General features: G+C 68.2%; 20 protein-coding genes and 5 pseudogenes. 14 read left to right on the top strand and 11 right to left on the bottom strand.

Going from position 1 to position 24,723, the window contains the following annotated elements; genetic code table 11:
• Positions 1–451: 451 nt before the first annotated feature.
• The 3 genes and pseudogenes from FCI23_RS40225 to FCI23_RS40235 form a co-directional block, all read left to right on the top strand.
• A complete protein-coding gene (locus FCI23_RS40225; protein WP_136729092.1) occupies positions 452–3,064 on the top strand; it encodes a hypothetical protein in 2,613 nt (870 codons plus the stop codon).
• A 235-nt stretch (positions 3,065–3,299) separates the two neighbouring features.
• Complete coding sequence (locus tag FCI23_RS40230; protein WP_136729093.1) at positions 3,300–4,568, top strand: SGNH/GDSL hydrolase family protein; 1,269 nt, start codon at positions 3,300–3,302, stop codon at positions 4,566–4,568.
• 696 nt (positions 4,569–5,264) lie between these two features.
• Positions 5,265–6,236: pseudogene (locus FCI23_RS40235) on the top strand (IS5 family transposase); the annotation flags it as partial.
• 58 nt (positions 6,237–6,294) lie between these two features.
• On the opposite strand, the gene FCI23_RS40240 reads toward FCI23_RS40235, so the two are convergent.
• Complete coding sequence (locus tag FCI23_RS40240) at positions 6,295–7,059, bottom strand: alpha/beta hydrolase (protein ID WP_136729094.1); 765 nt, start codon at positions 7,057–7,059, stop codon at positions 6,295–6,297.
• Between the two features lie 389 nt (positions 7,060–7,448).
• Between FCI23_RS40240 and FCI23_RS40245 the strand changes: the two are divergent.
• Positions 7,449–8,152: pseudogene (locus tag FCI23_RS40245) on the top strand (class I SAM-dependent methyltransferase).
• Between the two features lie 293 nt (positions 8,153–8,445).
• Here the strand turns inward: FCI23_RS40245 and FCI23_RS40250 are convergent.
• Together FCI23_RS40250 and FCI23_RS40255 are read right to left on the bottom strand one after the other, a co-directional pair.
• Positions 8,446–9,108 carry a hypothetical protein gene (locus FCI23_RS40250; RefSeq protein ID WP_246144536.1) on the bottom strand — a complete coding sequence of 221 codons (663 nt, stop codon included), beginning with the start codon at positions 9,106–9,108 and terminating at the stop codon, positions 8,446–8,448.
• A 73-nt stretch (positions 9,109–9,181) separates the two neighbouring features.
• Positions 9,182–9,322: a transposase gene (locus FCI23_RS40255; protein WP_169317157.1), complete on the bottom strand. Its 141-nt coding sequence runs from the start codon at positions 9,320–9,322 to the stop codon at positions 9,182–9,184.
• A 71-nt stretch (positions 9,323–9,393) separates the two neighbouring features.
• Between FCI23_RS40255 and FCI23_RS40260 the strand changes: the two genes are divergently transcribed.
• Positions 9,394–9,723: an MmyB family transcriptional regulator gene (locus tag FCI23_RS40260; protein WP_169317158.1), complete on the top strand. Its 330-nt coding sequence runs from the start codon at positions 9,394–9,396 to the stop codon at positions 9,721–9,723.
• Between the two features lie 178 nt (positions 9,724–9,901).
• Here FCI23_RS40260 and FCI23_RS40265 read toward each other — a convergent pair whose 3' ends face one another.
• Positions 9,902–10,735, bottom strand: a complete 834-nt coding sequence (locus FCI23_RS40265) for a helix-turn-helix transcriptional regulator (RefSeq protein ID WP_136729095.1) — start codon at positions 10,733–10,735, stop codon at positions 9,902–9,904.
• 254 nt (positions 10,736–10,989) lie between these two features.
• On the opposite strand from FCI23_RS40265, the gene FCI23_RS40270 reads away from it, so the two are divergent.
• Together FCI23_RS40270 and FCI23_RS40275 are read left to right on the top strand one after the other, a co-directional pair.
• On the top strand, positions 10,990–12,423 hold the full coding sequence (locus tag FCI23_RS40270; protein ID WP_136729096.1) for an aldehyde dehydrogenase family protein: 1,434 nt from the start codon (positions 10,990–10,992) through the stop codon (positions 12,421–12,423).
• Between the two features lie 297 nt (positions 12,424–12,720).
• Positions 12,721–12,924 carry an alpha/beta hydrolase family protein gene (locus FCI23_RS40275; protein ID WP_211265670.1) on the top strand — a complete coding sequence of 68 codons (204 nt, stop codon included), beginning with the start codon at positions 12,721–12,723 and terminating at the stop codon, positions 12,922–12,924.
• 239 nt (positions 12,925–13,163) lie between these two features.
• Here FCI23_RS40275 and FCI23_RS40280 read toward each other — a convergent pair.
• Positions 13,164–13,409 (bottom strand): annotated as a pseudogene (locus tag FCI23_RS40280) (winged helix-turn-helix transcriptional regulator); the annotation flags it as partial.
• Positions 13,410–13,695: 286 nt separating this feature from the next.
• Entirely contained in the window at positions 13,696–16,284 is a 2,589-nt protein-coding gene (locus FCI23_RS40285; protein ID WP_322973972.1) for a SpoIIE family protein phosphatase, read from the bottom strand.
• 119 nt (positions 16,285–16,403) lie between these two features.
• On the opposite strand from FCI23_RS40285, the pseudogene FCI23_RS40290 reads away from it, so the two are divergent.
• The 4 genes and pseudogenes from FCI23_RS40290 to FCI23_RS40305 form a co-directional block, all read left to right on the top strand.
• Positions 16,404–16,721 (top strand): annotated as a pseudogene (locus FCI23_RS40290) (VOC family protein); the annotation flags it as partial.
• An 82-nt stretch (positions 16,722–16,803) separates the two neighbouring features.
• The gene (locus tag FCI23_RS40295; protein ID WP_322973973.1) at positions 16,804–17,211 is read left to right on the top strand and encodes a nitroreductase family deazaflavin-dependent oxidoreductase; all 408 of its coding nucleotides are present in this window, start codon (positions 16,804–16,806) and stop codon (positions 17,209–17,211) included.
• A gap of 35 nt (positions 17,212–17,246) precedes the next feature.
• On the top strand, positions 17,247–17,615 hold the full coding sequence (locus tag FCI23_RS40300) for a DUF427 domain-containing protein (RefSeq protein WP_136729097.1): 369 nt from the start codon (positions 17,247–17,249) through the stop codon (positions 17,613–17,615).
• 46 nt (positions 17,616–17,661) lie between these two features.
• Positions 17,662–18,285, top strand: coding sequence for a TetR/AcrR family transcriptional regulator (locus FCI23_RS40305; RefSeq protein WP_136729098.1), 624 nt, complete (start codon positions 17,662–17,664; stop codon positions 18,283–18,285).
• 10 nt (positions 18,286–18,295) lie between these two features.
• On the opposite strand, the gene FCI23_RS40310 is transcribed toward FCI23_RS40305, so the two are convergent.
• The 4 genes from FCI23_RS40310 to FCI23_RS40325 all read right to left on the bottom strand — a co-directional run bounded on the left by FCI23_RS40310 (position 18,296) and on the right by FCI23_RS40325 (position 21,664).
• Entirely contained in the window at positions 18,296–18,583 is a 288-nt protein-coding gene (locus FCI23_RS40310; protein WP_136729099.1) for a hypothetical protein, read from the bottom strand.
• Positions 18,540–19,496: an L-histidine N(alpha)-methyltransferase gene (gene egtD, locus FCI23_RS40315; protein ID WP_246144538.1), complete on the bottom strand. Its 957-nt coding sequence runs from the start codon at positions 19,494–19,496 to the stop codon at positions 18,540–18,542. Before egtD ends, FCI23_RS40310 begins: the two co-directional genes overlap by 44 nt.
• A gap of 277 nt (positions 19,497–19,773) precedes the next feature.
• Positions 19,774–20,520 carry an SDR family NAD(P)-dependent oxidoreductase gene (locus FCI23_RS40320; protein ID WP_136729101.1) on the bottom strand — a complete coding sequence of 249 codons (747 nt, stop codon included), beginning with the start codon at positions 20,518–20,520 and terminating at the stop codon, positions 19,774–19,776.
• A 442-nt stretch (positions 20,521–20,962) separates the two neighbouring features.
• Positions 20,963–21,664, bottom strand: a complete 702-nt coding sequence (locus tag FCI23_RS40325; RefSeq protein ID WP_136729102.1) for a helix-turn-helix transcriptional regulator — start codon at positions 21,662–21,664, stop codon at positions 20,963–20,965.
• Between FCI23_RS40325 and FCI23_RS40330 the strand changes: the two are divergent.
• Positions 21,665–22,084 (top strand): annotated as a pseudogene (locus FCI23_RS40330) (LLM class flavin-dependent oxidoreductase); the annotation flags it as partial. It abuts the gene before it with no gap.
• Positions 22,085–22,214: 130 nt separating this feature from the next.
• Positions 22,215–23,213 (top strand): LLM class flavin-dependent oxidoreductase, encoded by a 999-nt coding sequence (locus FCI23_RS40335; protein WP_136729103.1) that lies wholly within the window; start codon positions 22,215–22,217, stop codon positions 23,211–23,213.
• Positions 23,214–23,400: 187 nt separating this feature from the next.
• On the opposite strand, the gene FCI23_RS40340 is transcribed toward FCI23_RS40335, so the two are convergent.
• Positions 23,401–23,718, bottom strand: a complete 318-nt coding sequence (locus FCI23_RS40340; RefSeq protein WP_136729104.1) for a hypothetical protein — start codon at positions 23,716–23,718, stop codon at positions 23,401–23,403.
• On the opposite strand from FCI23_RS40340, the gene FCI23_RS40345 reads away from it, so the two are divergent.
• A complete protein-coding gene (locus FCI23_RS40345) occupies positions 23,708–24,721 on the top strand; it encodes a TetR/AcrR family transcriptional regulator (protein ID WP_136729105.1) in 1,014 nt (337 codons plus the stop codon). The genes FCI23_RS40340 and FCI23_RS40345 overlap by 11 nt on opposite strands.
• Positions 24,722–24,723: the final 2 nt, after the last annotated feature.

Consider the following 24,723-nt stretch of genomic DNA (forward strand, 5'->3'; position numbering starts at 1 on the left):
CGGGGTTCTACCTGCGGATCCGGTGTCCCGTGGTCGTTGGTGCTGGCCACTTCGGGCACTCCTCCTTCTCCGCCCTCAACTGAATGAATCGGTCACCTTACCCGACTCATTCCACATTGACAGAGAGAGAAACGCCTGGCCAAGGCCCGCGAGGACCTCGGCAGGCTCCAGCACTCAGCCGGCGGCCGCTACTACAACACCGCCGAGAAGATCGCCGCACGCATCGGCGTCATCACCAAGACCCGCCGGGTCTCCGGCTGCCCGCACACCGAGATCACCACCGGCGAAACCGGACGGGCCGCCCAAGCAGGACGACAGGCAAGACAGCCAAGCGGACCAGCAATAGGTCGGATCTTCTCGCCATGGATCGCGCCAGACTCTAGGAGTTGGCGGCGAGGACCCGTACATTCATTGGACGTCTGACCTCCGCCCTTCCTGCTGGAGACTTACGATGCGCAACACTGTCGTTGCTTGCCTTGTCGTCGCCGCCGCTGCCTGTTTCGGCTTCACCGGTGGCCCACCCAGATCCGTCGCGGATACGAACGCCCTGGTCGTCGCGCCCGATGGCAGTGGTACTGCCTGCACTACGCAAGAGCCGTGCGCCCTGGACACCGCCCGCGACCAGGCCAGGGCCCTGGTCCCCGGCGCCACCGGGGACGTCGTGGTCGAGCTGGAGGGCGGCACGTACCGGCTCACCAGCCCGTTCACGCTGGGCGTCCAGGACTCCGGCCGGCCCAACCACCCGGTGGTGTACCAGGCGGCCGCCGGCCAGACACCGGTGCTCAGCGGCGCCGTCCGCGTCACCGGGTTCTCGAAGGTGGACGCCACCAAGAACATCTACCGCGCCACGGTCCCGACGGGTGTCGACAGCCGGGAGCTGTTCGTCAACGGCGTGCGCGCGGACCGTGCGCGGGGACCGAGGAACCCATCCGGGTTATCGGTGACCGCCACCGGCTTCACCACCAGCGCCCCGTCGTACACCTCGTGGACCAACCCCGCCCAGGTCGAGGTCGTCGAGAACAACGCCTGGAAGCAGATGCGCTGCCCGCTGGCGTCCATCACCCGCTCCGCGTCCGGAGGTTCCGACCTCACCGTCGACCCCGGCTGCTGGAACAACAACCACAACTCGGTGCCCAACCCCAGCTTCCCGTTCAACGGCGCCGGCCTGCCCACCCTGGACGGCATCACCTGGCTGGAGAACGCGTACCAACTGCTCGGCACCCCCGGCCAGTTCTACCTCGACGGCAGCGCCGGCTACCTCTACTACGTGCCCAGGGCCGGCGAAGACCTGGCCACCGCGGACGTCGAGCTGCCGGTCGCACCCGAACTGCTCGACGCCTCCGGCACCCCGGGACACCTGGCCCCACTGAACGACACCGACTGGCGAGCGGCCTACACCGGAAGCTGGGCCTATTCCAACGGCCGGCACCTCGGTGACCTCGGCGCCGACGTGCACTACACCTCCACCAACGGCGACGCCGTCAGCTACACCTTCAACGGCACCGGCATCCAGGTGCTCTCCGAGACCAACTCGGACGAGGGCACCGCGGACGTCTACATCGACGGCAACAAGTTGTCGACGGTCTCCGGCAACGGCCCGGAGCGGCTCGCACAGCAGGCCATGGTCTCCGTCACCGGACTGTCCAAGGGCACGCACACCCTGCGCCTGGTCAAGACCGGCGGATCGTATCTGCTGGTCGACGGCTTCACCGTGATCCCCGACGTAATCGCACCCGTGCACGACCTGGTCTTCTCCGGAATCACCTTCATCTACGCTACCTGGAATGCCCCGACCGCCGAGGGCTACGTGGACAACCAGGCCGGGGTGATCTGGGATCCGACGACGCGTACGCCGACACGTATCCCCGCCGCGGTCCAGGTGCACCGCGGTGCGCGGATCACCTTCACCGACGACGTCGTCCAGCACACCGGCACCAGCGGGATCGACCTGGCCGACCAGACTCAGGACTCCACGGTCAACGCAAGCTCCATCACCGACACATCGGGCATCGGAGTGGCGATCGGCGAGGTCGACGACTACTACCAGACCGAGCCCGCGCTGATGACGAGCGGCAACACCATATCCGGCAGCATCGTGCAGTTCCCCGGCCAGGAATACCAGGACGCGGTCGGCATCTGGGTCGGGCACAGCAAGGGAACCGTCATCTCGCACAACGACGTCGGCTACACGCCGTACTCCGGCATGTCCATCGGCTGGGGCTGGGGCTGGGCGTCGAACTGCACACTCCAGGCCGCGCAGGGACTGCCCAACCCGTGCCTGCACGGCACCACCTACACGGGCGGCAACCAGATCCTCGACAACCATGTGCACAGCGTGATGGGCGCGCTGAACGACGGCGGACCGATCTACACCCTCGGCGGCCAGGCCGCGTCCTCGGAGTTCGCCGGCAACGTCCTGTCAGAGTGCATCGACGGCTGCAACATGATCTACCACGACGAGGGAAGCTCGCTGTGGAACACCCACGACAACGTGGTGCGGTTCAGCAACGGGTCACTGTGGACGAACCTGTGGACGCCGAGCATCCATGACGACTCGATCCACGACAACTACAGCGACACCGCCTCCTACAACAACAACGGCACCAACATCACCTTCCAGCAGGCCACCGTGGTGACCGACGGGAACTGGCCGACCGCGGCCCAGGCGATCGTGAACGCCGCGGGTCCCGGCACTTTGCCGGGCAAGGTGGTCGACGACGACGACTTGCGCGTGGCGTACACCGGCAGCTGGTCGTCGAGCGGGTCCCGGAGCACCGGCGACCTCGACAACGGCGTGCACCACACCCAGCAGAACGGCGCCGCCGCCACGATCACCTTCACCGGCACCGGGATCAGCTTCCTCACCGAGACCAACTCCGACGAGGGCGACATCGGGATCACCCTGGACGGCGTCTCCAAGGGAACGGTCAGCGCGAACACCCCGGATCGGCACTCCCAGCAGAGCCTGTACTCGGTGTCCGGCCTGACCGCCGGCCAGCACACGCTGACGGTGACCAAACTCAGCGGCACCTACCTCCTGGTGGACGGCTACACGCTGAGCTGACCGCCACGGGGCGTACGGATCGCCGATCGCCCGATCGGCACCGATCGCCATGAGCGTCACCGACTGCCCCTGATCGCCGCGGATTCCTGTCCGGGGCCCGAACAACCGAGCCGTTTCGACCGATTGACCGCCGGTGCCCTGACGCCTGCCCAGAAAACAGGCCGTAATGCGGCCGCATGGCGCATGACGTCCACGGGCACCGGCCACCGGTCCCCGGCCGGGAGAAAGGTGAACCATGCTCGTCACACAGAGAAGAACGCTGCTGGCCCTGCTGGCGGCGACCACCGCCGTCGCCGGACTCATGGCAGGCGCGCCCTTCGCCGAAGGCCAGCCGCCCAACCACCACCCAGCCAACCACCAGTCGGCCGGCACCCAGTCATCCAACCCCCAGCGGGTCGCGGCATGGGCGCCGAGCATGACGATCGGCGGACCGAACTTCAACAACCAGACCATCAGGATGGTCGCGCACTCCAGCATCGACGGAAGCGCACTGCGTATCCACCTGTCCAACCTGCGCAGCACCATCCCGCTGACCGTCGGAGCGGTCACCATCGCTGAACAGGCCGACCGGGCCACGGCGGTCGCCGGATCGCAGCACACGGTCACCTTCGCCGGCACGACGTCCGTGACCATCGCGGCCGGGGCGGAGCTGGCCAGCGACCCGGTTTCGATGTCCGTCAAGGCCGACCAGAACGTCCTGGTCAGCATCTATCTGCCGCACGCGACCAGTTCCGCCACCTGGCACTCCGACGCCTTCGACACCACTTACCTGTCCAACCCGGGCGACCACACCGCCGACACGGCGGACGGCAACTACATCGCTTCGACCACCTCCTGGTACTACCTCTCCGGGCTCGACGTGATCTCGCCCGACGCCAACGGCACCGTGGTGGCCTTCGGCGACTCCATCACCGACGGGTACAACACCCCGGCGGGCGCGTACCACCGCTGGCCCGACGACCTGGCCCGGCGGCTGGCCGGAACCCAGCCCATGGGTGTGGTGGACGCCGGTCTCGGCGGCAACCGGGTCCTGACCGACGAGCCGAACATCTGGCAGGGCATCGCCGCCACCAAGCGTTTCGCCCACGACGCGCTGGGCCAGCCCGGAGTGAAGGACGTGATCCTGCTGGAGGGCGTCAACGACATCGGCAACAACACCGGTCCGAACGGTGGCCCGCTCACGGCGCAGGACCTGATCAACGGTTACCAGAACCTGATCCAGCAGGCCCATGCCGCCGGAGTCCGGCTCATCGGCGGCACGATCCTGCCGGACAAGGGAGCCGGCTACTACAGCGACTCCGCGGAAGCGACACGCCAGACGGTCAACAACTGGATCCGCACCAGCGGGGCCTTCGACGGCGTGGTCGACTTCGAGAAGGCCGTCGCCGACCCGGCCGACCCGGCCGCCCTCAACCCCGCCTTCGACTCCGGTGATCACCTCCACCCGAACGAAGCCGGCATGCAGGCGCTGGCGAACGCGGTGGATCTCTCGCTGCTGAAGTAGACCCGCCGTCCCACGCATCGACGCCCGGGGCGAAGGACCGTCCCGTGCCCAATGAAGGAGTTGCAGGTCGCCGTGGGTGGGGACGTGCTCGATCGCAGGCAGGCCGGGAAGGCGGCCGACGAGCGTGCAGAGCAGGTTCGCGTCGCCGTCGGCGAGGTGGGGGCGGGCCGCGGCCAGGTGCCGTTGGAGCTTATCCGCCCGCAGCGGGGACGGCGGGGAAATCACCGCCACCTACGGCACCCGCGAGACCGCGACGCGGGCCACAGCTCTGCTACGTGACCTGGCGGCCGACCAGTCACATCAGCGGAGCTGAGGGTGCCACGCCGCTCACAGTCTTGCCCCCACTCGTGGGAGAGCCCGTCCCCGTCCCACCGCGGCCCCGTCTGATGGCCGCGATCCGTCAGGGTGCCCACTGCTCGAAAGGGTCGAAGCCCAGCATCTCAATCTTCCGCTGCCGCACCACTGCTTCTCTGGTCTTCCACACACGCGAACCCGGATACGCAAGCCCGAGCTGAGCCGCCGGTGGGTTGTTCAGGTAGTCGGCTCGCGGGCAGCCCGTCAGGTGCACACACTCATCCGCTGTACGGTTCCAGAACGCGCAGAGAAGACCTTCTCCGAACTAGGGCCTGTCTGGAGTCGTGATCAGTGCGGTCTGTTTCGGACCCGAGGGGCACACCGAGCTGGTGGAACGCTGCGGTGACGCGACGTGAACTGAGCGATGGTGAGTGGGAACTGATAGAGCCGTTCCTGCCGATAGGACGGTACGGCCCCTTCCCGCAGCACCTGCGCGAACAGTTCGAGGGCGTCATCTGGCGGTTCCGCACTGGCAGCCAATGGCGAGAGATGCCCGAAGAGTTCGGGGCCTGGCAGACGGTCTACGACCGCTTTGCCCAGTGGCGCGACGTCGGAGTGTTCGCCGCGCTGATGGAGGGGATGATCGCCGAGGCCGCGCGGCGCGGCGTCCCTGGTCAGCGTGGACTCCACGGTGGCCCGCGCCCATCACGACGCGGCCGGGATGGTGGTGGAACCGGAGGTCCTGGCGGCGCGGGAAGAGGCCGCGGAGCAGGAAAGGGGGCCGCGGAAACCGGGCAAACCACCCCGGCGACCGTCGGCTCGCCGACCTGTTGGTCCGAGCGGGCCGAGCGCCGACGGCTGCGTCCGCGCCGCCGGGCCCGGCTCAAGGCGGCGGCGCTGGGCCGCTCGCGCGGTGGGCTGACCAGCAAGGTCCACCTCGCAGCAGACCGGCGCTGCCGCCCGCTGGCGTTCGTGCTCACGCCCGGGCAGGCCGCCGACGGTCCCCGGTTCGTCGCGGTGCTGGAGAAGGTCAAGGTACGCGGGCCGGTGGGCCGTCCGCGCACCCGACCGGACGCGGTCGCTGCCGATAAGGCGTACTCCTCGCGGGCGAACCACACCTACCTGCGCAGACGCGGGATCAAGGCGGACATCCCGGAGAAGGCCGATCAGGCCGCGAACCGCAAGAAGCGCGGCAGGGACGGCGGCCGACCGGTAGTCCATGACGCTGAGCAGTACAAGGAGCGCAACACGGTGGAGCGTTGCATCAACCAGATCCGAGCGTGGCGGGGCCTGGCTACCCGCTACGACAACATGCCCGCGAGCTACATGGCAGGGCTCCAGCTACACGGATCCATCATCTGGATACGCAGCCTCAACCCGGGCCGCGGTAGCGGCGCCCGTTGGGCAGACCGGACGCCGCTACCGCTCACCGTCAGGCCGGTGAGGTGACCGCCCGGCCAAGATGCCGGGCGAAGAACCGGACCGCACTGTCGGCCTCGAACCTGGGCAGTTCCATGTGCTTGCCCGCGTTGGCGTGCAACGTCTTCTCCTTCGAGGCGAAGGCGTCGAACAGCGCGAGGCCAGCCTCGCGCGGGATGCGCTCATCGTCCCACTGCAGGTCGAACTCAATCGGGATGGTGATCTGCTTCGCCTTCTCGACCAGGACATCGGGCCAGTGCGGGCCGAAGACCGCGGCCGTGATCCTGGGCTCGATCGCCACCAGCGGCACCCCGATCGCGGTGCCCAAGCCGATGCCGACGTAGCCCACCGGCCCATCGGCGCCGATCTCCGGAAGTTCCTGAAGGGCGTCCAGGGTCGCCTGCCACTCGGGCACGGCGAGCTCCGCCAGGTGGGCGTTGTAACGGACGACGATCGGCCCTTCCGGCTCGCCCGCCGCCCTCGCCCGGTACAGCTCGGCGATCTCCTGCTCGTCGTGCGCCGTGCGCGGCCGGTCGCCGTGACCGGGCGCGTCGATGACGGCGACATGGAAGCCGCCGCCGGTCACGAGACGCTGTGCCCGGCCCGCCATCGCCAGATGCTTCTTGTGGGTGCCCCCACCGTGGCCCATCAGGACCAGGGGCGCGCGATCGGCGCCGGAGGCCGGCGACCAGAGAATTCCGGGGACGTCGCCCACGGTGAAGTCGCGCTCGACCATGCCGTTCGACGACGAGTCGGCGGTGAACTGCAGAGAATGCATAGGTGTTGCCTTTCAGGAGTGCCTTGTTGTCGAGGCGCTCCCGGCGACACCTACGTCAATCGCCCGACCGTGACGGGAAGGGGGAGCACCCACATCGATACAGCGTTCATGGGTCTCACCTCCTCGGGCGGTGTCACGGTCAACTGCAAGCTACCAGCCCGATCATCCTCCCTCCAGCCCTTTTCCCCACCACTGATCACAACTCCAGACAGGCCCTAGGGCAGCGGGTGCGAGGACGGTCCCAGGCCCTCATGACTCTTGACCTTGCCCATAGGTGAAGGCCGACAGTGTCTGTGGCGACCAAGTTGGCGAGCTAAGCGCGCTTGGCTCTGACCGAACCCAGATGAGAGGAACCTGCATTGGATGACGACGCTCTTCTGGCAGAGCAGATGGCCTACTACAGGGTCGGCGCGGCCGAATATGACCGGCCCTATGCGGAGCGCGAAGACCTGCAGGAGTTGCTGGCTGTTGTCGATGACCTCCCTATTGCGGGGGATGTGCTGGAGTTGGCCTGCGGAACGGCCAGTGGACCCCGCTGCTCGCCGCGCGGGCGCAGTCGGTGACGGCTGTCGACGCGGCAGCCGAAGTGTTGGCCCTCGCTCGTGCGCGTATCGCATCCCCCACCGTCCAATTCCTTGAGGCCGACCTGTTCGAGTGGCAGCCGCTGCGACGCTATGACATTGTGTTTTTCGCTTTCTGGCTCTCCCATGTTCCGCCGGCGCGGTTGCCCGACTTCTGGAACACCGTCGCCGCCGCGCTCGCGCCGGGCGGCAAAGCGATCTTCATCGACGATGGCCCCGCCGCAGCCGCAGAGGAGGAAGTCCTCACGAACCTGCCGGCCCCGGCGGCGCTGCGCCGGCTCGCTGACGGCAGTCAGTACCGCATCGTGAAGGTATTCCACGATGTCCGGACACTCACGGACGACCTCACAGCGCTTGGGTGGTCGGTCCGTATCCGGTCCATGGGCGGGAACTTCATCGGCATCGCAGAACCGCCGACCAAATTCAGCCGCCGCCGACAAACCAGAAAGGGCCCGGCTGGTCCTGAGATCAGCCGGGCCCGACGTGGGCTGACCTTTAGAAGCTGTTTTTGATCCCCGAGCGTCGCGAATCGCGAAGGATGCGAACCCGCGACGTCGTGGTCTCAAGCCCCGACTCGGCGATGGGTCTCGTCGTCCGGCAGCCGTCTGAGCAGGCGCTTCGCGGGCCGTCGCAAGGTTGCCGGTCGACACCTTACTAATGGCATCGCGTATCTAGGTGTCACGAGTTGGGCGGGGCTGATGCCATGAAGAGGTGCGGGTGTCGGCGTGCGGGGTTGTGGCGCGGAGGCGTATACGAGTTGCGGTCACTGGATGTGCTTGTGCTGACAGTCCGAAGCTTTTGACTCCTACTGGCCGCTCAACTTCGCCCAGGTGTAGCTGTCCATACTGTCGTGAGGGCCGAATCTGGAGAGTTCCGAGCCGTCGCGCCCCACGGCCACGATGAGCGGTCGTATCCCCCGGCGGCCTGTGGACGGGGACTTCCAGACGACGATGAGACTGCTGTTCCCGGGCACCTCGATCCGTCGCTCGCCGAGGAGGAGATGGTCCACCTCCGCAGCCGCCTGGAGCTCGTTGGATCCGACCCAGGGGGCCGTCCCGATGGAGTGCGGATGCGGATGCCGCAGGCGGTAGGCACGGCTCAGAACGCCTGCGCCTCCGCCGAGCTCAATCATGCCGACTTGCCCGGGCTGGGCCGCCGCCGGCCTTCCCGCAGGCAAATCACCATCTGAACTGCCGCCACCGCCCGTGTACTGCCACTCCTCGCCGCAGAGCTCCATGAGCGCGGTGTGCGTCTCGGCTTTCGCGGCCCTGGGGCGCCACACCAGCCAGACCGCGCCGATACCCGCGTCGAGGTCGACGTCACCCGACACCACGGTCAGCCAGCGGCGAGGCAACCAACCGGGCTGCGGCGCACGGCCGTTGACCATACGCCGGACCACCCTCGGCAGGATGATCTCCAACCAGCGGTGAATCCGGCGCATCCGACGCAGCTCCGCGGAAGTGGGCATGTTCACACGGTACCCAGGGTGGGTGAGGCCCATGGCGCCGGTGGGCCGAAGCCGCGCCCTTCGCCTGGTTCACTCAGCCGCGCAGCCCCTCAGGGCTGACCCCCAGCTCACGCGCCACCTCGGTCGGAGTCCGCCCGGACGACCGGACCAGCTCCACCGCGTCCCGTTTGAACTCGGGCGTGTACCGCTTGCTCATGTTGCTCTTGCCACTCATCTACCTGAACTGCTTCCTCCGGGACCCATCCGTCCCAGTATCAGGCTGTCCAGACCAGCGGGGGAACTTCAATGCACAGCCGGATCTTCACCTCCGAACTGCGCGCCGTCTACTCGCGCCAGGGAGCCGACTCCCGAGCCGGCCAGATCGTCGACGCCCTACTGGAGCAAAGCAGTGAGTTCGCCGGCCTGTGGAGTGCACACGAGATCGGCGTGCGCCGCGAGCGTGACAGCAAACGCGTTCAGCACCCCGGGCTCGGCATCCTCGAGCTCCACTGCCAGGTCCTCTTCGACGCCGACCAGGCGCAGGTCCTCCTCGTCTACACCGCCACCCCCGGAACCGAAAGCCACGAAAAACTCCAACTCCTCTCCGTCGTCGGAGACCGGCAATCTCACGCCTGAGGCGTGCTCAAACAGGCCGAAGCCTCCCACCCGGCACCAGCGCCCGGCAGCAGCTACCACCCCCAGCGCCAGCGCGGCCGCGAACAGCGCCTCGGTCGCCGGATTCCCCTCGCCCGCCCTGACGTTCGACAGCGTCTGCCTCGATAGCCCCGCACGGCGGGCGGTCCGGCACCCACTGTCAGACGAGTTGGCCGCCGCGGAGGGCAAGGAACTGGAGTTTCTCCTGGCCTTCGCTGCCAGGGCTAGCGGTGAAGACCGTGAGGATCTGGGACTGGTCGGGGTCGATCAGGCTCTGCCCGTGCAGGTCCAGGGAACCGACCCGGGGGTGGTTGATGCGCTTGGGTTCGCAGTAGCGGCCAATGACCGGGTGTTCGCTCCAGATCTCGGCGAATTCCTTGCTGGTCCTCAGCAGCGTGTTCACGAGGGCCCCGGTGCGGGGGTCGGCGAGGTCGCGGCCGTGGGCTCCCCGTAGCTGTGCGGCAACGGTCCGGCTGTGCCGGGCGTGGTCCTCGGCGGGGAAGAGCTTACGTTCGGCCGGGTCGGTGAACCAGCGGTAGGCCAGGGCGCGGGCCATGCCGGCATGCCGGGTCTGGTCGCCGATGAGGAGAGTGGAGTACCGGTTTTGTGCGAGGGTTTCGCCGAGGTGGTTGATGATCTGGGCCGGGCTGTCCTCCATCCGCTGGAAGATCGCCAGCATGCCCGGGTTGACGTGGTCGGTGCGGGCGACGCGCTGGGGAGTGGCGTAGCCGACCAGCCGGAAGAGATGGTCGCGTTCGTCGAGGGTCAGGCGCAGGCCCTGTGCGATGGCGGCGAGCATCTGCTCGGAGGGGCGAGGGCCGCGCTGTTGCTCAATGCGACTGTAGTAGTCGGTCGACATGTTGCTGAGGGCGGCGACCTCTTCCCGACGCAGGCCGCCGATGCGCCGGCGACGGGTGCGGAGCAGGCCGACGTCCTCGGGCTGCAGCGCCTCGCGCCGGGTGCGCAGGAAATCGGCGAGCTCGACGCGGTCCATGCGCACTCTCCTCTCCGTACGGGCAGGGGCGGCAAGCCCTCGACGAGCAAGATCTAGGGGCTCGCCTTCTTGGTGAGCGCCACTCAGGTCGGAGGTATTCCCAACCCCCAGCGGCACAGTGATGGGAGGTTCAAGGGCTCAGCCAGGGGCAGAGTGTCCGTGGCTGATGCACCGCGGCCGCAGTATTGAGTGACCGGGATCACGGGACTACCTGTCCCTGGTTGCGCTCATTGCTTCCTGTGACGCTGGGCGGCATGACCAGCAACAAGGAACTCAGCTTCCCTGCCCCCGCCCACTGGATCGACGGTCGGGCCGTGCTCTTCGACGGCCCGGCGATCGAAGTGCTCAACCCGGCCACCGGCGTCGTCATCGCCACCGTCCCCGAGGGCACGGCAGCCGACGTCGACCGCGCCGTGGCTGCGGCCACCGCCGCGTTCCCGGCGTGGGCGGCGACAGCGCCGGCCGAGCGCGCCGCGGTTATACGCCGCATCGCCCCGGGCCTCAAGGCGCGCGGCGAGGAGATCGCGGCCGCCATGAGCGCCGAGATGGGTGCCCCGATCTCCTTCGCCCGCAGGGTCGCGACCGGGCTGCCGCCCATGACGATCGAGACCCTCGCCGGTGTCGCGGAGGACTTCCCCTGGAGTGAGGAGATCGCGAACTCGCTGATCGTGCGGGAGCCGATCGGCGTGGTCGCAGCGATCGTTCCGTGGAACTTCCCGCTCCAGCAGATCGTCACCAAGGTCATCCCGGCCCTGCTCGCAGGCAACAGCGTGGTCCTCAAGCCGTCCGAAGTCGCCCCGTTGGTCGCCCGGACCTTCGCGGAGGCCGCCACCGAGGCCGGCCTGCCCGCCGGCGTGCTCAACGTCGTACACGGGACCGGCCAAGTCGTCGGTGAGGCGCTCGCCGCGCACCCGGGCATCGACATGGTGTCCTTCACCGGCTCCACCCGCGCCGGCAAACAGGTCTCCGCCGCTGCCTCCAAGACGGTCAAGCGGGTCGCCCTGGAACTGGGCGGCAAGTCCGCCAACATCATCCTGCCCGATGCCGACCTGAAGGACGCCGTCACCCGCGGGCTCGCCAGCGCCTGGACCAACAATGGCCAGATCTGTGGCGCCTACACGCGCATGCTGGTCCCGGCCGGCCTGCACGACGAGGTCGTCAACCTGCTCCGAGAAGCGGCCGACGAGTACACGGTGGGCGACCCGGCCGACGAGACCACCCGGCTCGGCCCGCTGGCCTCCGAAGCCCAGCGCGAACGCGTGACCGCGTACATCGAGCGGGGCATCGCCGACGGCGCAACCCTCGTCCTCGGCGGCCCCGGCCGGCCCGACCGACTGCCCACCGGTGCCTATGTCAGGCCCACGATCTTCGCCAACGTCGACCCCGACTCCGTCATCGCCCAAGAGGAGATCTTCGGCCCCGTGCTGGCCGTCATCCCCTACACCGACGACGACCACGCCGTGCAGATCGCCAACAGCACCATCTACGGCCTCAACGGCGCCGTCTTCGGCGAAGGCGAGCACGCCCTGGCCATCGCCAAGCGCATGCGCACCGGACAGGTCGACATCAACGGCGGTCAGTTCAACCCGCTCGCTCCCTTCGGCGGTTACAAACAGTCCGGCAACGGCCGCGAGTATGGCCGCCTCGGCCTGGAGGAGTTCCTGGAGACCAAGGCCATCCAACGCTGATCCGGCCCGCCGTGCGACAGGCGGTCCCCTTGGAAGACGCCACGCCCAGCGGCGACTGACCGAAGCGATGCAAACCGCGCCAGCCAGCACTCTGGTGCTCTCCGGCGCGTCGGAGGCTCAGCCCGTCAAGGCCGGCCCGGGTGCGCGACGATCAACGGAGTGTCCACGCCAGTCACCCGATGGCGGCGGTTGACTTCGAATCCACGGCTGTGCGCCGTCGACCGTTCGCGCACCCGGCTGTCGGAGCGGTTCTCCCGCCCCGGCCCACCCCGAAAGACGATCCTCAAGAAGGTACCCATGACGATCCCGGCCAAGTACGCGTTCGATCCCGAGCTCGCGGCGGTGACGCAATTCCCGGCGCTGCTCGCCGGGGGCGTCCCGGTCGAACTCCACCTGTTCCCCGGCACGTTCCACGGCTCATCCGTGATCGGCGACGCCGTCGTGTCCCAGCGGGAGGCGGCCGAACGGATCGCCGTGCTGCGCAAGGCTCTGGGCGCGTAGCCTCAGCCGCGGGGAGGACACGGACATCGGTGCGGACGGCAATCGCTGTACCGCCGACGTCCCCGATCTCCGCGGCGACCCGATCCAGCTCCTTCTGACGCCGCCCGGCGAGCACGACGTTCGGGCCCTGCGCGGCGAGCGCCTTTCACGCCCTCGCCCGGCGTGCAGGACGCGCCTCGAACACAGGATCCGGCCGTCGCGCAGGCACGGCCGCCGGCCTGCGCGACGGCCGGCGGCTGTCAGGGGCTGTCAGGGGTGTGCGGCGTCCTGGCCGGGTAGCGTCCGCGCATCGCGTCGCTGGCGGCCGGACCGGCGGTGAAGACGAAGGCATCGCTGTCGTCGAGCCGGCGACCGGTGGCCGCGTCGACGACGACGGGTTCGACCTCTTCGCCACTGTGGGCGTCCACCAGGATCATGCTGCGCTTCTGCGGGTCGAGGCGGGCGTTCCCCCATGCCGCGAGGGCCACGACGACCGGGCCTCGGCCATCGTCGGTGCCGAGCATGTCATCGACGGCGGCACCCCTCCCGCCATCTGACACGGCCCCGCACCCTGCCCAAGGAAGCAGACCCGATGATCGACCAGCCGAAGAACCAGCAGATCGACCCCACAGAGCTGCCCAAAGCGATCACCCGCTACCTCCACGCCCACCGCGTCCGCGCAGACTTCTTGGGCAAGGGCATGAACAGCGACTTCGAGGCGATCGCGGATGTCCTGATCCCCACAACACTCGGGGAAGCCGCAGCCGATGGAAGCGCACTGGAAACGGAGCATCACGCCACCGCGCCAGTCCCCGGCCCTCCTCGGATCGCGGGTGGTAGTTCCTGCTCGGCCCACACGGTTTTGCCGTCCGGTGTGTAGCGGGTGCCGCGCCGGTGGGACAGATGGGCGACCAGGAGGAGGCCGCGGCCGCCCTCGTCGGTGGTCCGGGCGTGGCGCACGCGTGGGACGCAGTTGCTGGTGTCGGAGACTTCGCAGGTCAGGAGCTGGTGGCGGATCAGGCGCAAGCGGATCGGGCCGGTGGCGTGGCGGATGGCGTTGGTGACCAGTTCGCTGACGATCAGCTCACTGGTCGTGGCCAGGTCCTGCAGTCCCCAGTGGGTGAGTTGGCGGAGAGCCAGGGACCGGGCGGTGCTGACGGCGGCCGGGTCGGTGGGCAGGTCCCAGGAGACCACCTGATCCGGGCTGAGGGTGCGGGTCCGGGCGAGGAGCAGGGTGACATCGTCGCACGGTGCTGGGGCCGGCAGCGTGTCGACCGCGGCCGAGCAGAGGTCTTCCAGCGGGAGGCCGGGGCGGGCCAGGACGGTGGCCAGGCGGTGCATCCCGGCGTCGATGTCCTGGTCGTGGGTTTCGACCAGGCCGTCGGTGTAGAGGGCGAGCACGCTCCCTTCGGGCAGTTCCAGCTCCACGGACTCGAAGGGGAAGGGGATCAGCCCGAGGCCGAGGGGGGTTCCGGCTGGGAGGTCGGGGAAGGTGACGTGGCCGTGCGGGTCGACGATGGCGGGCGGGGGGTGGCCGGCCCGGGCCATCGTGCACCGCCGGGTGACCGGGTCGTAGACGGCGTACAGGCAGGTGGCACCCATCACGCCGGTGGCCGGGCCCTTGGCGTCGGTGTCCTCCTCGGTGAGGCGGATGGCCAGGTCGTCAAGGCGGGTCAGCAGTTCGTCGGGGGGCAGGTCCATGTCGGCGAGGGTGTGCACGGCGGTGCGGAGCCTGCCCATGGTGGCGGCGGCGTTGATGCCGTGCCCGACCACGTCGCCGACGACCAGGGCCACCCGGGCCCCGGACAGCGGGATCACGTCGAACCAGTCGCCCCCGGCGCCGTGGTGGATGTCGGCCGGCAGGTAGCGCGAGGCCACCCCGGCGGCGGACCCGCCCGTCAGATGATGTGGGAGCAGGTTGCGCTGGAGCGCGAGGGCCGCGGTGCGCTCGCGGGTGTACCGGCGGGCGTTGTCCAAGGACAGCGCGGCCCGGGCGACGAGCTCCTCGGCGAGGAGCAGGTCGTCCTCCTCGAACGGCACCGCGTCCTCCGTACGGACGAAGACCGCCACGCCCAGCACGGTGCCGCGCGCGTGGATCGGCACATACATCCAGGAGTGCATGACGTACTCGTGGATCTTCTGCGCCCGTGCCGGGTCCTGGTCGAGCCAGGTGCCGGGGGAGGTGACTATGGCCGGTTCCAGGTGGGACTTCCCGGAGGACAGGACGCGGATGTAGGGCGAGGCTGGTGGGACAAAGACCGCTTCCCCTCGTGGGTAGAGGGACTCCGGGGCCCCGGGGCGGATCGACGCCATGCCCGCGCGGGGGACGACGGGGATCTGCTCACCCATCGGCCCCAGCCGGGCCAGCGGCTCCTCACCGAGCGGGACCGATTCCGTCAGGTCGACGGCGACGAAATCGGCCAAGAGCGGCACCGCAAGGTCGGCCAGTTCCTGGCCGGTCCGCATGACGTCCAGGGTGGTGCCGATCCGCGTGCTGGCCTCGCTGAGGACCGCCAGGCGCTCGCGCGCCCGCTCTCTGTCGGTGACGTCCACCAACATGGCGCACACGCCCAGCGCGTGGCCCTCAGCGTCATCGAGGCGGAAGAAGGAGACCGCGAACGCGTGTTTCCAAGGCGTATCCGCCGGCAGCCATGCCGGGTACTCAAGGTCGACCACCGGGGTACCGCCCTCCAGTACCTGCCGCGTCACCGCCTCCATCGCTTCGGCCTCGAAGCCGGGCACCGTCTCCGGCAGCCGCCGCCCCAGCCGCATCTCGGGAGGGATGCCGTCCCGGAGCTCTGCGATGTCGTTCACCCAGGTGCAGCGCAGCTCCACGTCGCGGACGACGATCCCGATCGGTGCGCGGATCAGAAGCGACGATAGCCTCAATCCGTTTACCGCCGATGAGAAAACCGCGGCCATGTCGGTCACCGAGACAAGCCAACGGGCGCTGCCGTGCTGCCCCGACAACGGGGAGACCCGCAGGCTCACATCGAGCCTGCGGCCGTCGCGGTGGCGCAGTGCCGCAAGGCCGGACCAGCCACCCCGGACACGGCACCGCTCCGCGAAGGCGGATGCCTTCGCCCAGTCTTCGGCAAACGCCAGCATGACCCCGGCAGGTCGGCTCACCACCTCCGCGGGCGAGTAGCCGACCAGCCGCTGGGCAGCCTGCGTCCACCCGACCACTGCCCCTTCCGCGTCAATCATCGCGATCGGCGCGCCGACCACCTCGGAGGACCCCGGCACTGCGGCGGCCACCATGCGCTCAGGGCTGTCCACCGCGGCCGTCCCGCCTGCGAGGTGTGTTCCCGCCGGGATCACACCGTTTGCGTCGGCCGTGCGGTCGAGCCAATCGGCCGGCAACGCGCGCTCAGAGGTCATCGTTCGAAAATACATGATTTACATATATGTCTGGTATTTCATCATCATCGCGAATCTGGGCTCCTGTGCCGCTCGAAAATACGATCCGGTGCTGTGAACTGCGGTGATGCGACTGCGCCGACGCCGAGAAGCTGGCGGCCTTCTGGTCCGAGGCCCTGGGACGCCCCGTCAACGCGGGAGCGAACAGCGAGTTCGCCGCCATCAACGCCACCGACCCGGCGACGACCGGACCCCGGCTCGCCTTCCATCAGGTTCCGGAGCCTAAGACGGTCAAGAACCGCCTGCACCTGGACCTCATCAACAGCGAGTACGAGGCGGAGGCGAAGAGGCTGCTGGGCCTCGGCGCCACCCATATCCGCGACATGAAGCAGGGCGACGCGCGGTGGACCACCCTCGCCGATCCCGAGGGCAACGAGTTCGACCTCATCGCGGGCTGACCCGGTCAAGCAGCAGCACACCAGGAGGATGACGCCATGCCCACCGAGACTGACCTTGCCGAAGACTACGATCCGAGCCCCAGTGAGCGGGTCCGGCGGCGTCGAGCTCTGCGAGGCCACTGACGGTGTCGAAGGGGGCACCTTGGAAGGCAAGCCGGTGGTCATCGTGACCATCAAGGGTGCCAAGAGCGGCCGGATCCGCAAGACACCCGTCATGCGGACCCGGCAGGGCGACACCTATGTCGTGGTTGCCTCGGCCGGCGGCGCTACCCGCCATCCCTCCTGGTACCACAACCTCAAGGCCCATCCGCTCATACGTCTGCGGGACGGGAGCACTGTCATCGAGGTGGCGGCACGCGAGGTCCACGGCGAGGCGAAAGCTCGCTGGTGGGCGGTGGCCGATGCCCACTGGCCGCACTTCCCCGAGCACAGGGCCACAGCCGGCCGGGAAGTCCCCGTGTTCGCCCTCGAACCGATCCCGGCAGGCTGAGCACGATGCCGGACCATGAACGGAAAGGACAATCCATGGCACGAGAAGTCAAGACGCCGGGCCCCGACCACCCCATCGCGATCGACCGGAACCCGAACCGCCTGGTCGTCCACGTGGACGGCGTGGTCATCGCGGACACGACCTCCGCACTGACCATGAACGAGGCCGCCTATCCGCCGGTGCACTACATCCCTCTGACCGACGTCGACACGGCGCGACTGCGGCGGACGGAGAGCCACACCTACTGCCCGTACAAGGGAGAAGCGTCCTACTACACCATCGTCACACCCGCCCGGGACATCACCGACGCCGTGTGGACCTACGATGAGCCCTACACGGCCGTGGACGCCATCGCCGGCCACGTCGCCTTCTATCAGGAGCAGGTACAGCTCACTGTGGACTGATGTCCGCGTACACTAGACAGACAGATCTATACCTGGAGGTGAGGGCATGGCGAACACCAGAAGTGCGACGAAGCCTTCGGCGCGCGAGCGTCTGCTTGCCGCCGCCAACGAACTCTTCTATGCGGAGGGCGTACAGACCGTCGGTATCGACCGGATCATCGAGCACGCGGGTGTGGCGAAAGCATCGCTGTACAACACCTTCGGCGGCAAGGAACAGCTGATCCGCGCGTACCTCGATTCGCACCACACCAGTACCTCCGAGGGGATCGAGCGCGCCATCGCCCGCCACGACACCCCTCGGGAGCGCTTGCTGAGTGTCTTCGAGGCGCAGGGTGAGGTGTTCGCCCAGCCGGACTTTCACGGTTGTGCCTTCGTGAGCGCGGCCGCGGAGGCCCGCCCGGGCAGCCTGGTGGACCAGGCTGCCGACGAGTACCGCGCGTGGATACGGGCTAAGTTCACCGGCCTCGCGAAGGACGCCGGGGCGGCGAATCCCGAGGCCCTGGCCAGGCAGCTGCAGCTCCTCTACGACGGCGCCGGCCTGTCGGCGCGGATGGACCACGACCCCTCGGCGGCCATCGCCGCACGCGCCGCAGCGTCCGCACTGCTCGACGCCGCGGTCACCGGCACCGTAGAGGATGGCCTCGAGCCGGCAGCGCCGGCGTCGGCATAGCTGTTGGGGATCATCGGTGACGACCTACCGGCCCCGCACCCGCACTCGTGGCCGCACCCGTGGTGCCGTGTGGATCGGTGGTGTGGAGGGCCTCGGTGTTGATGACGGGGAGGAGTTGGGGCAGGTGGCCGTCGGAGGCGAGACCGGCGGTGATGCGTTCGGCCGGCACCTCGCCGTACAGCGTGGTGCGCTGGCGGGAGGGGCGGCCGGCGGCTTCGGCGATCGCGGTCAGGTCCTGGATCGGCTTTCGGAGCTCAGTGTGCTCTGGCGAGTGACACGGCGAACCGGCCGGTCTCATCGGTCCACCAGCGCGTCAACTTCATACAGGCGCCCGCCAGTTCCGTTTGGACGCTGTCCTGACGGAACTTCGCAGAGACTTCCGTACGTACCTCTTCGCCGGCCTCGAACTGCACCACCAGGTCCAATCCGGGGACCTTTACACTGAGGGGGCGCCGGGCCCGTAGCCGCATTTCGATCCACTCGTGCTCCGCGTTCCAAAGCGCCACATGGTCGAAATCGTCGGGATCAAAGTCCGCGCCGAGCTCGCGGTCGATAACCGAGAGGACGTTTTTGTTGAACGCGGCCGTTACACCGGCCGCGTCGTCGTACGCCCTGACCAGCGTGGACTCGTCCTTGACGAGATCCGTGCCGAGCAGCAGCGCATCGCCGGGCACTAGCAGCGCCCGGACCGATGCGAAAAAGGCCGTGCGCTCCGGGGGCAGCAAATTGCCGATCGTGCCGCCGAGGAACGCGACCAGCCGTGGCTCCGGTGTGCCGGGCAGTGCGAAACCGGCGGTGAAGTCGGCGATCAGTGCGTGCACCTGGAGGCCTGGCCGCTCGGCAAGCAGCGACTCGGTCGCCCCAGTCAGCGCGCTCTCACTCACATCGACCGGCACGTAGGTGTGTAGATCGGTCAGCGCGTCGAGTAGATGCCGGGTTTTCTCGGAGGATCCGGAGCCCAGCTCGACCAGGGTGCGGGCCTCGGTCGCTGCCGCGATCTCCGGCGCGCGGGCGACAAGGATCTCCCGCTCCGCGCGGGTCGGGTAGTACTCGGGCAGCCTGGTGATCTCCTCGAACAGTTCGCTGCCACGCGCGTCGTAGAACCACTTGGGCGGCAGCGTCTTGGGGGTGCGGGTCAGCCCGTGGAGTACATCCTCGCGCAGAACGCGCCGCTGAGGCCCCGCAAGCCCGGTCGACAGCGCCCGTGTCAGCCCGGTCTTGTCAGCGACCTCGGCCGGCACGGCGCTGCCCGCGTGCGACACCACCCCCTCTCCGTCCGACGTCACATCTACCTTCATCCGGCGCCCATCGCGCGTCACCTTCAAGGTGATCCTCCCGAGCTAGTTCTTGAACCTTCAACAAGCAGAAGAATCCCTGCTCGGGCGGACAGCCAAGCGGCCCCGACCACCAAGGCCGCAACTGTTTCACGCACGTCACGCACGATCCGGGCTGACTGGGCGCGGAGCGAACCTCCGCGCCCGGACAGGATCAGTTAGCGGTGTGACCGCCGTCGACGTTGAGGATATGGCCGGTGATGAATGAAGCTTCGTCCGACGCGATGAAGACGATCGCGTTGGCGAGCTCCTCCGAGAGGCCGAGGCGGCCCAGCGGAACCTCCGCCACCAGACCCGCCTTGTTCTCCGGCGTGCCCGCAAAACGGGTCAGCATGCCAGTGTCCGTAGGACCAGGCGCCACGCCGTTCACGCGGATTCCCGACTTGGCGACCTCGAGCGCAACCGACTTGGTGATGCCTTCGACGGCGTGCTTGCTGCCGACATAGACGGAGGCCCCGGCCGCACCCTCGTGCCCATAGGTCGAGGAGATGTTGATAATGCTGCCACTACCCTGTCCCTGCATGACACGCACTTCGTGCTTCATGCTCAGGATCACACCGAGAACATTCGTGTCGAACGTCGCGGCATAGGTTTCCGCGCTCTGGTCCGTGATCGGGCTGACCTGGCCTTCGGTGCCGGCATTGTTCACCGCGACATCGAGACGGCCAAACCGCGCGACGGTCCCGTCGACCAGAGCACGGACGTCATCCTCCTCGCGGACGTCGGCATTGATGAACTCGGCCTCCGAACCGAAAGAGCGCAGCTCCTCAACGAGCGCCTTGCCGGCCTCATCACGCCGACCGGCAACGACCACCTTCGCCCCCTTCTTGGCGAAGGCGACGGCGGCGGCGCGGCCGATGCCGGTGAGCGCTCCGGTGATCAGAATGACAGGCTTGTCCATTTTCAGCTCCTGTGCGGTACGACTCGCGGCGTATGGGTGGTAGCCGACCCGCGGCGCCAGTTCCGGCGCCGGGAAGGGCAATGGAATAACAGACAGGTCTGTCTCCTCGGCCAATAGAAACAGACCTGTCTGACTATGTCAAGGAAGCACATACGCTGTTTTCCGGCGTCTTCGCACAGGCGGAATCGGGCCCGCTTCTGCCGGGCGCTCCGCCGCCCGCCCGTCAGTCGGCGATGAACCTGGCGGCGAGTCCGCCGATCGTCATCGATGAAGCGTTGGCGTTGGCCTACGTGGTCTTCGGCATGATGGAGACGTCGGCGATCCGCAGCCGGTCGACGCCATGCACCTTGAGTTCCGCCCACCACCGCGTCGGCGTCCGAATCGATCGCGCAAGTACCGACCGGATGGAAGTACGGCAGGCAGACGCACCGCGGGAGCGCCTCTACGATACGTACGTTCTGGCCGCCCCCAAGCGGCAACGCGCCCGGCCATAGCACGGAGCGCCGGCCCGGGCTCGGCCCCAGCCATCGGAGAGCACGGCCATTGCCAGCCACACCCGGGACGTGACCTTGAGCTTGCCGAACGCCGACCGCAGATGGGTGGCCACCCTATTGGGCGAGAGCACGAGCTCGGCTTCGGCCGACCGGTCGGTGTGTCCCTGGGCGATCAAGCGGGCGACACGGCATTCGGCCTCGGTCGGTGCTTCCCGGCCGTGCGTCGAGCGGGGCGGCGCCGCGGCCCAGCGGCGGCGGGCACCGGCCGCCCGCAGCGGCCCCTGAAATCGGCGCGCCTCGCCATGGACACCGAGCCTCTTGAGGATTTCGCCGGCGGTTGACGCCCTTCCCTGACCCCTGGCCACCGTCCCGGCCGTCCGTTTCGCCCTCACCGACGAAAGGCGGCCAGCGCGGGACGCAGGCGGCCACCTCACGGCCATGACGCGCTCCCGGTCTTCCCCGATGTCACCCCGCTTGCCATTTGACGCGATGAGACAAGTCCGTCTATGGTCAATCATAAAGACAGACCTGTCTGTACTTGACATCCGTACTGGCGAGCACCACCCGACCCGCGGGGCCACGGCGCCGCATACCCCCCTTCGCGTCGACGATCGGCGAGGTGATCGAACATGAGCCCGACTGGGCGCCATATGGTCCTGGGCGCCGCCCAGTGGTGGCCAGGTGGCGACCACATCACCGCCTGGCGGCGGCCAGGTGCCCAGCCTGAGGCGTTCCTCGATCCGGAGTACTACGTCGACTGGGCCAGGACCGCCGAGCGGGGCACGTTCGACACTTCCTTCCTTGCCGACGAGCTGTACGGGTGGGACCGCTTCGACTCCGGTGTGGAGTACTCCAGCAACGTGCGGCCGGAGGCGCTCACGCTCCTGGGCGCGCTTGCCGCGGTCACCGAGCGGATCGGTCTGGCCGTCACTGTCTCCACCACCTGCAACGAGCCGCACCACGCGGCGCGCAGGGTGGCCTCCCTGGACTTCCTCAGCAGCGGCCGGGCCGGCTGGAACCTCGTTACCTCTGCATCCGACGAGGAGGCCCGCAACTTCGGCCGGGAACGCAGGGACCGGCTGCCCGTTCACGTCCCGCGTCCCGCTCTACATGACAGCCGAGGTTCTACCCATCACCTGGAAACGGCGGCGCCTCACAACCGCCACCCCTTCTCCTCCTCCTATCCGAAAAGGTGTACCTATGAAGGTCTCAGCTGCGTTTCCCACCGCCCTCGACTCGCCGCGCCACATTGCCACCGCGGAGCGCCTGGGCTACCGGCGCGCCTGGCTGTACGACACTCCACACCAGAGCCCGGACGTCTGGATGATCCTCGCCCTGGCAGCGCAGCAGACCGAGAGCATCGGTCTGGGGCCCGGCGTGCTGATCCCCGCGCTGCGGCATCCAATGGTCAATGCGGCCGGCGCCGCAGCCCTGGCAGCGCTGGCGCCAGGACGGGCCGCGGTGGCCTTCGGAACCGGATTCGCCGGCATGCGGGCCCTTGGGCGTAACCCCATCAAGTGGTCCTACCTGCAGGAATACGTCACCGCCTTCCAAGGACTGCTCCGCGGCGACACCGTCGACTGGCAGGGCTCGCGCCTGCGCATGCTTCACCCTGACGGCCACGCCCCCGCTCGTCCGGTGGAGGTACCCGTCCTCATCTCCGCGCTGGGCCCCAAGGGCATGGGCATCACCCGCGATCTCGGCGACGGCCTGTTCATCACCTACGGCATCGAGGTACCGGAATCCGTCAAGGACTTCTCCTGGGTGGCGATGCCCGTGCACGGCACCGTGCTGGCGGATGACGAGCGGCTAGATTCGTCGCGAGTACGCGCGGCCGCAGGACCTGGCAACGCCTTGGCCTTCCACGCCATCCACGAGGGTGGCGGGGACGTCGCGCAGCTCCCCGGGGGCGCCGAGTGGTTGGCGGCGATCGACAAGACGCCGGAGGCCGAGAGGCACCTGGCCATCCACCACCAGCACCTGGTCTCCCTGAGCAACGCCGACGAGGAAGCCTGGCAGGCGGGGAGCTGGGCCGCCGTACCGAGGACCACAGTAACCGGTAGGGCCGCGCAGGTCGCTGAGCACCTGGCCACGCTTACCCGGCAGGGCATCACGGAGATCGTCTACCAACCCACCGGACCCGATGTCGCCGGCGAGCTGGAGAGGTTCGCCGATGTCGCGGGTTCCCTCGGCGAGTGAGTCGTCCGGGGTAGACCCCTTCTCCCGGGCCCTACGTCCCTGTCAAGGAGCCGTCATGAGCGAGTCCCCCAACATCAGCGAGCGCCCGGCGGTCGCTCTGGTAACTGACCGTCGTCGTCCACGACCGTGATGGTGGTTCGTCGGCGTACCCGCCGGACCACTCCTCGGCCACCTCTTCGGCGGGCGGTCAGCCTTCCTCATCGTCGCAGCCCTCGGCCTGCTGCCGCGTATCCGGGTCGAGAAGGTCACAACCCTCAGTTCCCTGAACACACTCGTAAAGAGCCGCAACGCCCGCGTCGGCCTGACGATCACCTTCTTCACCATCACGGCGCAGTTCACCGCCTACACCTCCGTCGCACCGTTCCTCGAACAGCAAACCGGCGCCAGTGCCGGGCTGATCAGCACCGTGCTCCTCGCCTTCGCCATCGCCGGCATCGTCGGGAACTTCACGACCGGCTACCCCCGGCAAGCGGCTGCTCAGCACCGTGCTCGCGGTGATCGTCACGCTCGGCCTGTCGGCTCTGATGATGCCCCTGCTCGGCCAGTGGTCCGTGGGTGCGCCGGTCGCGATGCAGACCTGGGTGTTCAACGCCGACGCCGAGACGGCCAACGAGGGCGGTTCCGGGATGTTCGTCGCGACATTCCAGTTCTCCATCGCCTTCGGATCGTTCTTCGGCGGGATCGTGGTCGACCTTGCCGGCATTCCGGTCGCGATGTACGCGGGGGCCGCCCTCGCCCTGACCGCCCTTGTGACTACCCTGCTGTTCGCCCGGACCACCCCGGCCGGGCCAGTGCCGGCGCGACGGCCAACGGGCGTCAACGTCCGCCACGCCACACCTGCGCCAACATTCTGGTCCAGTCGGACCACTATCGCGTATCCTCAGGGTATGGGAAGAAGGCGGGGCTTTGACGAGTCGGTGGTTCTGAGTACCGTGCGGGACCAATTCTGGACAACAGGTTATGAAGGAACATCGACCTACGACCTCATGGATGTCACCGGTCTTGGCAAGGGCAGCATCTACAAAGCCTTCGGCAACAAGCACGACCTGTATATGCGGGTGTTCTCCGACTATTGCCAGGATCTCGTCAGCCAGGCACGCGAGGCCCTGGAGGACGGCTCCGCCGCCCAGCCGCCCTCACCGTTGGCTCGGCTCGAGCACTACCTCGTCTCATTGGCCGAGCACTTCGGCGCGGAGTCACCCCACCGCGGTTGCTTCCTGACCAAGGCGACAGCAGACCTCGCTGGCCTGGACAAGGCAGTGGCCGACAGGGCACGGCTCGCGTACGACGACATCGCCGCGACCTTCGCGACGGCGATACGCGACGCGCAGGACGCGGGTGAGGTCGACCGGAATGCGGACCCTCGTACCCTGGGCTATCTGCTGCTGACGGTCATCCGGGGCATCGACTGCCTCGCCAAGGCAGACGTCGACAGCGCCACGCTCACGGGGACAGCACGGAGCGCCATCGCAATGCTCCCCAAACCCGCCTCGCCCGAACAATACTGAAG

Origin of the sequence: Actinacidiphila oryziradicis (assembly GCF_005047355.1) — a bacterium.
Taxonomy (GTDB): Bacteria; Actinomycetota; Actinomycetes; order Streptomycetales; family Streptomycetaceae; genus Actinacidiphila; species Actinacidiphila oryziradicis.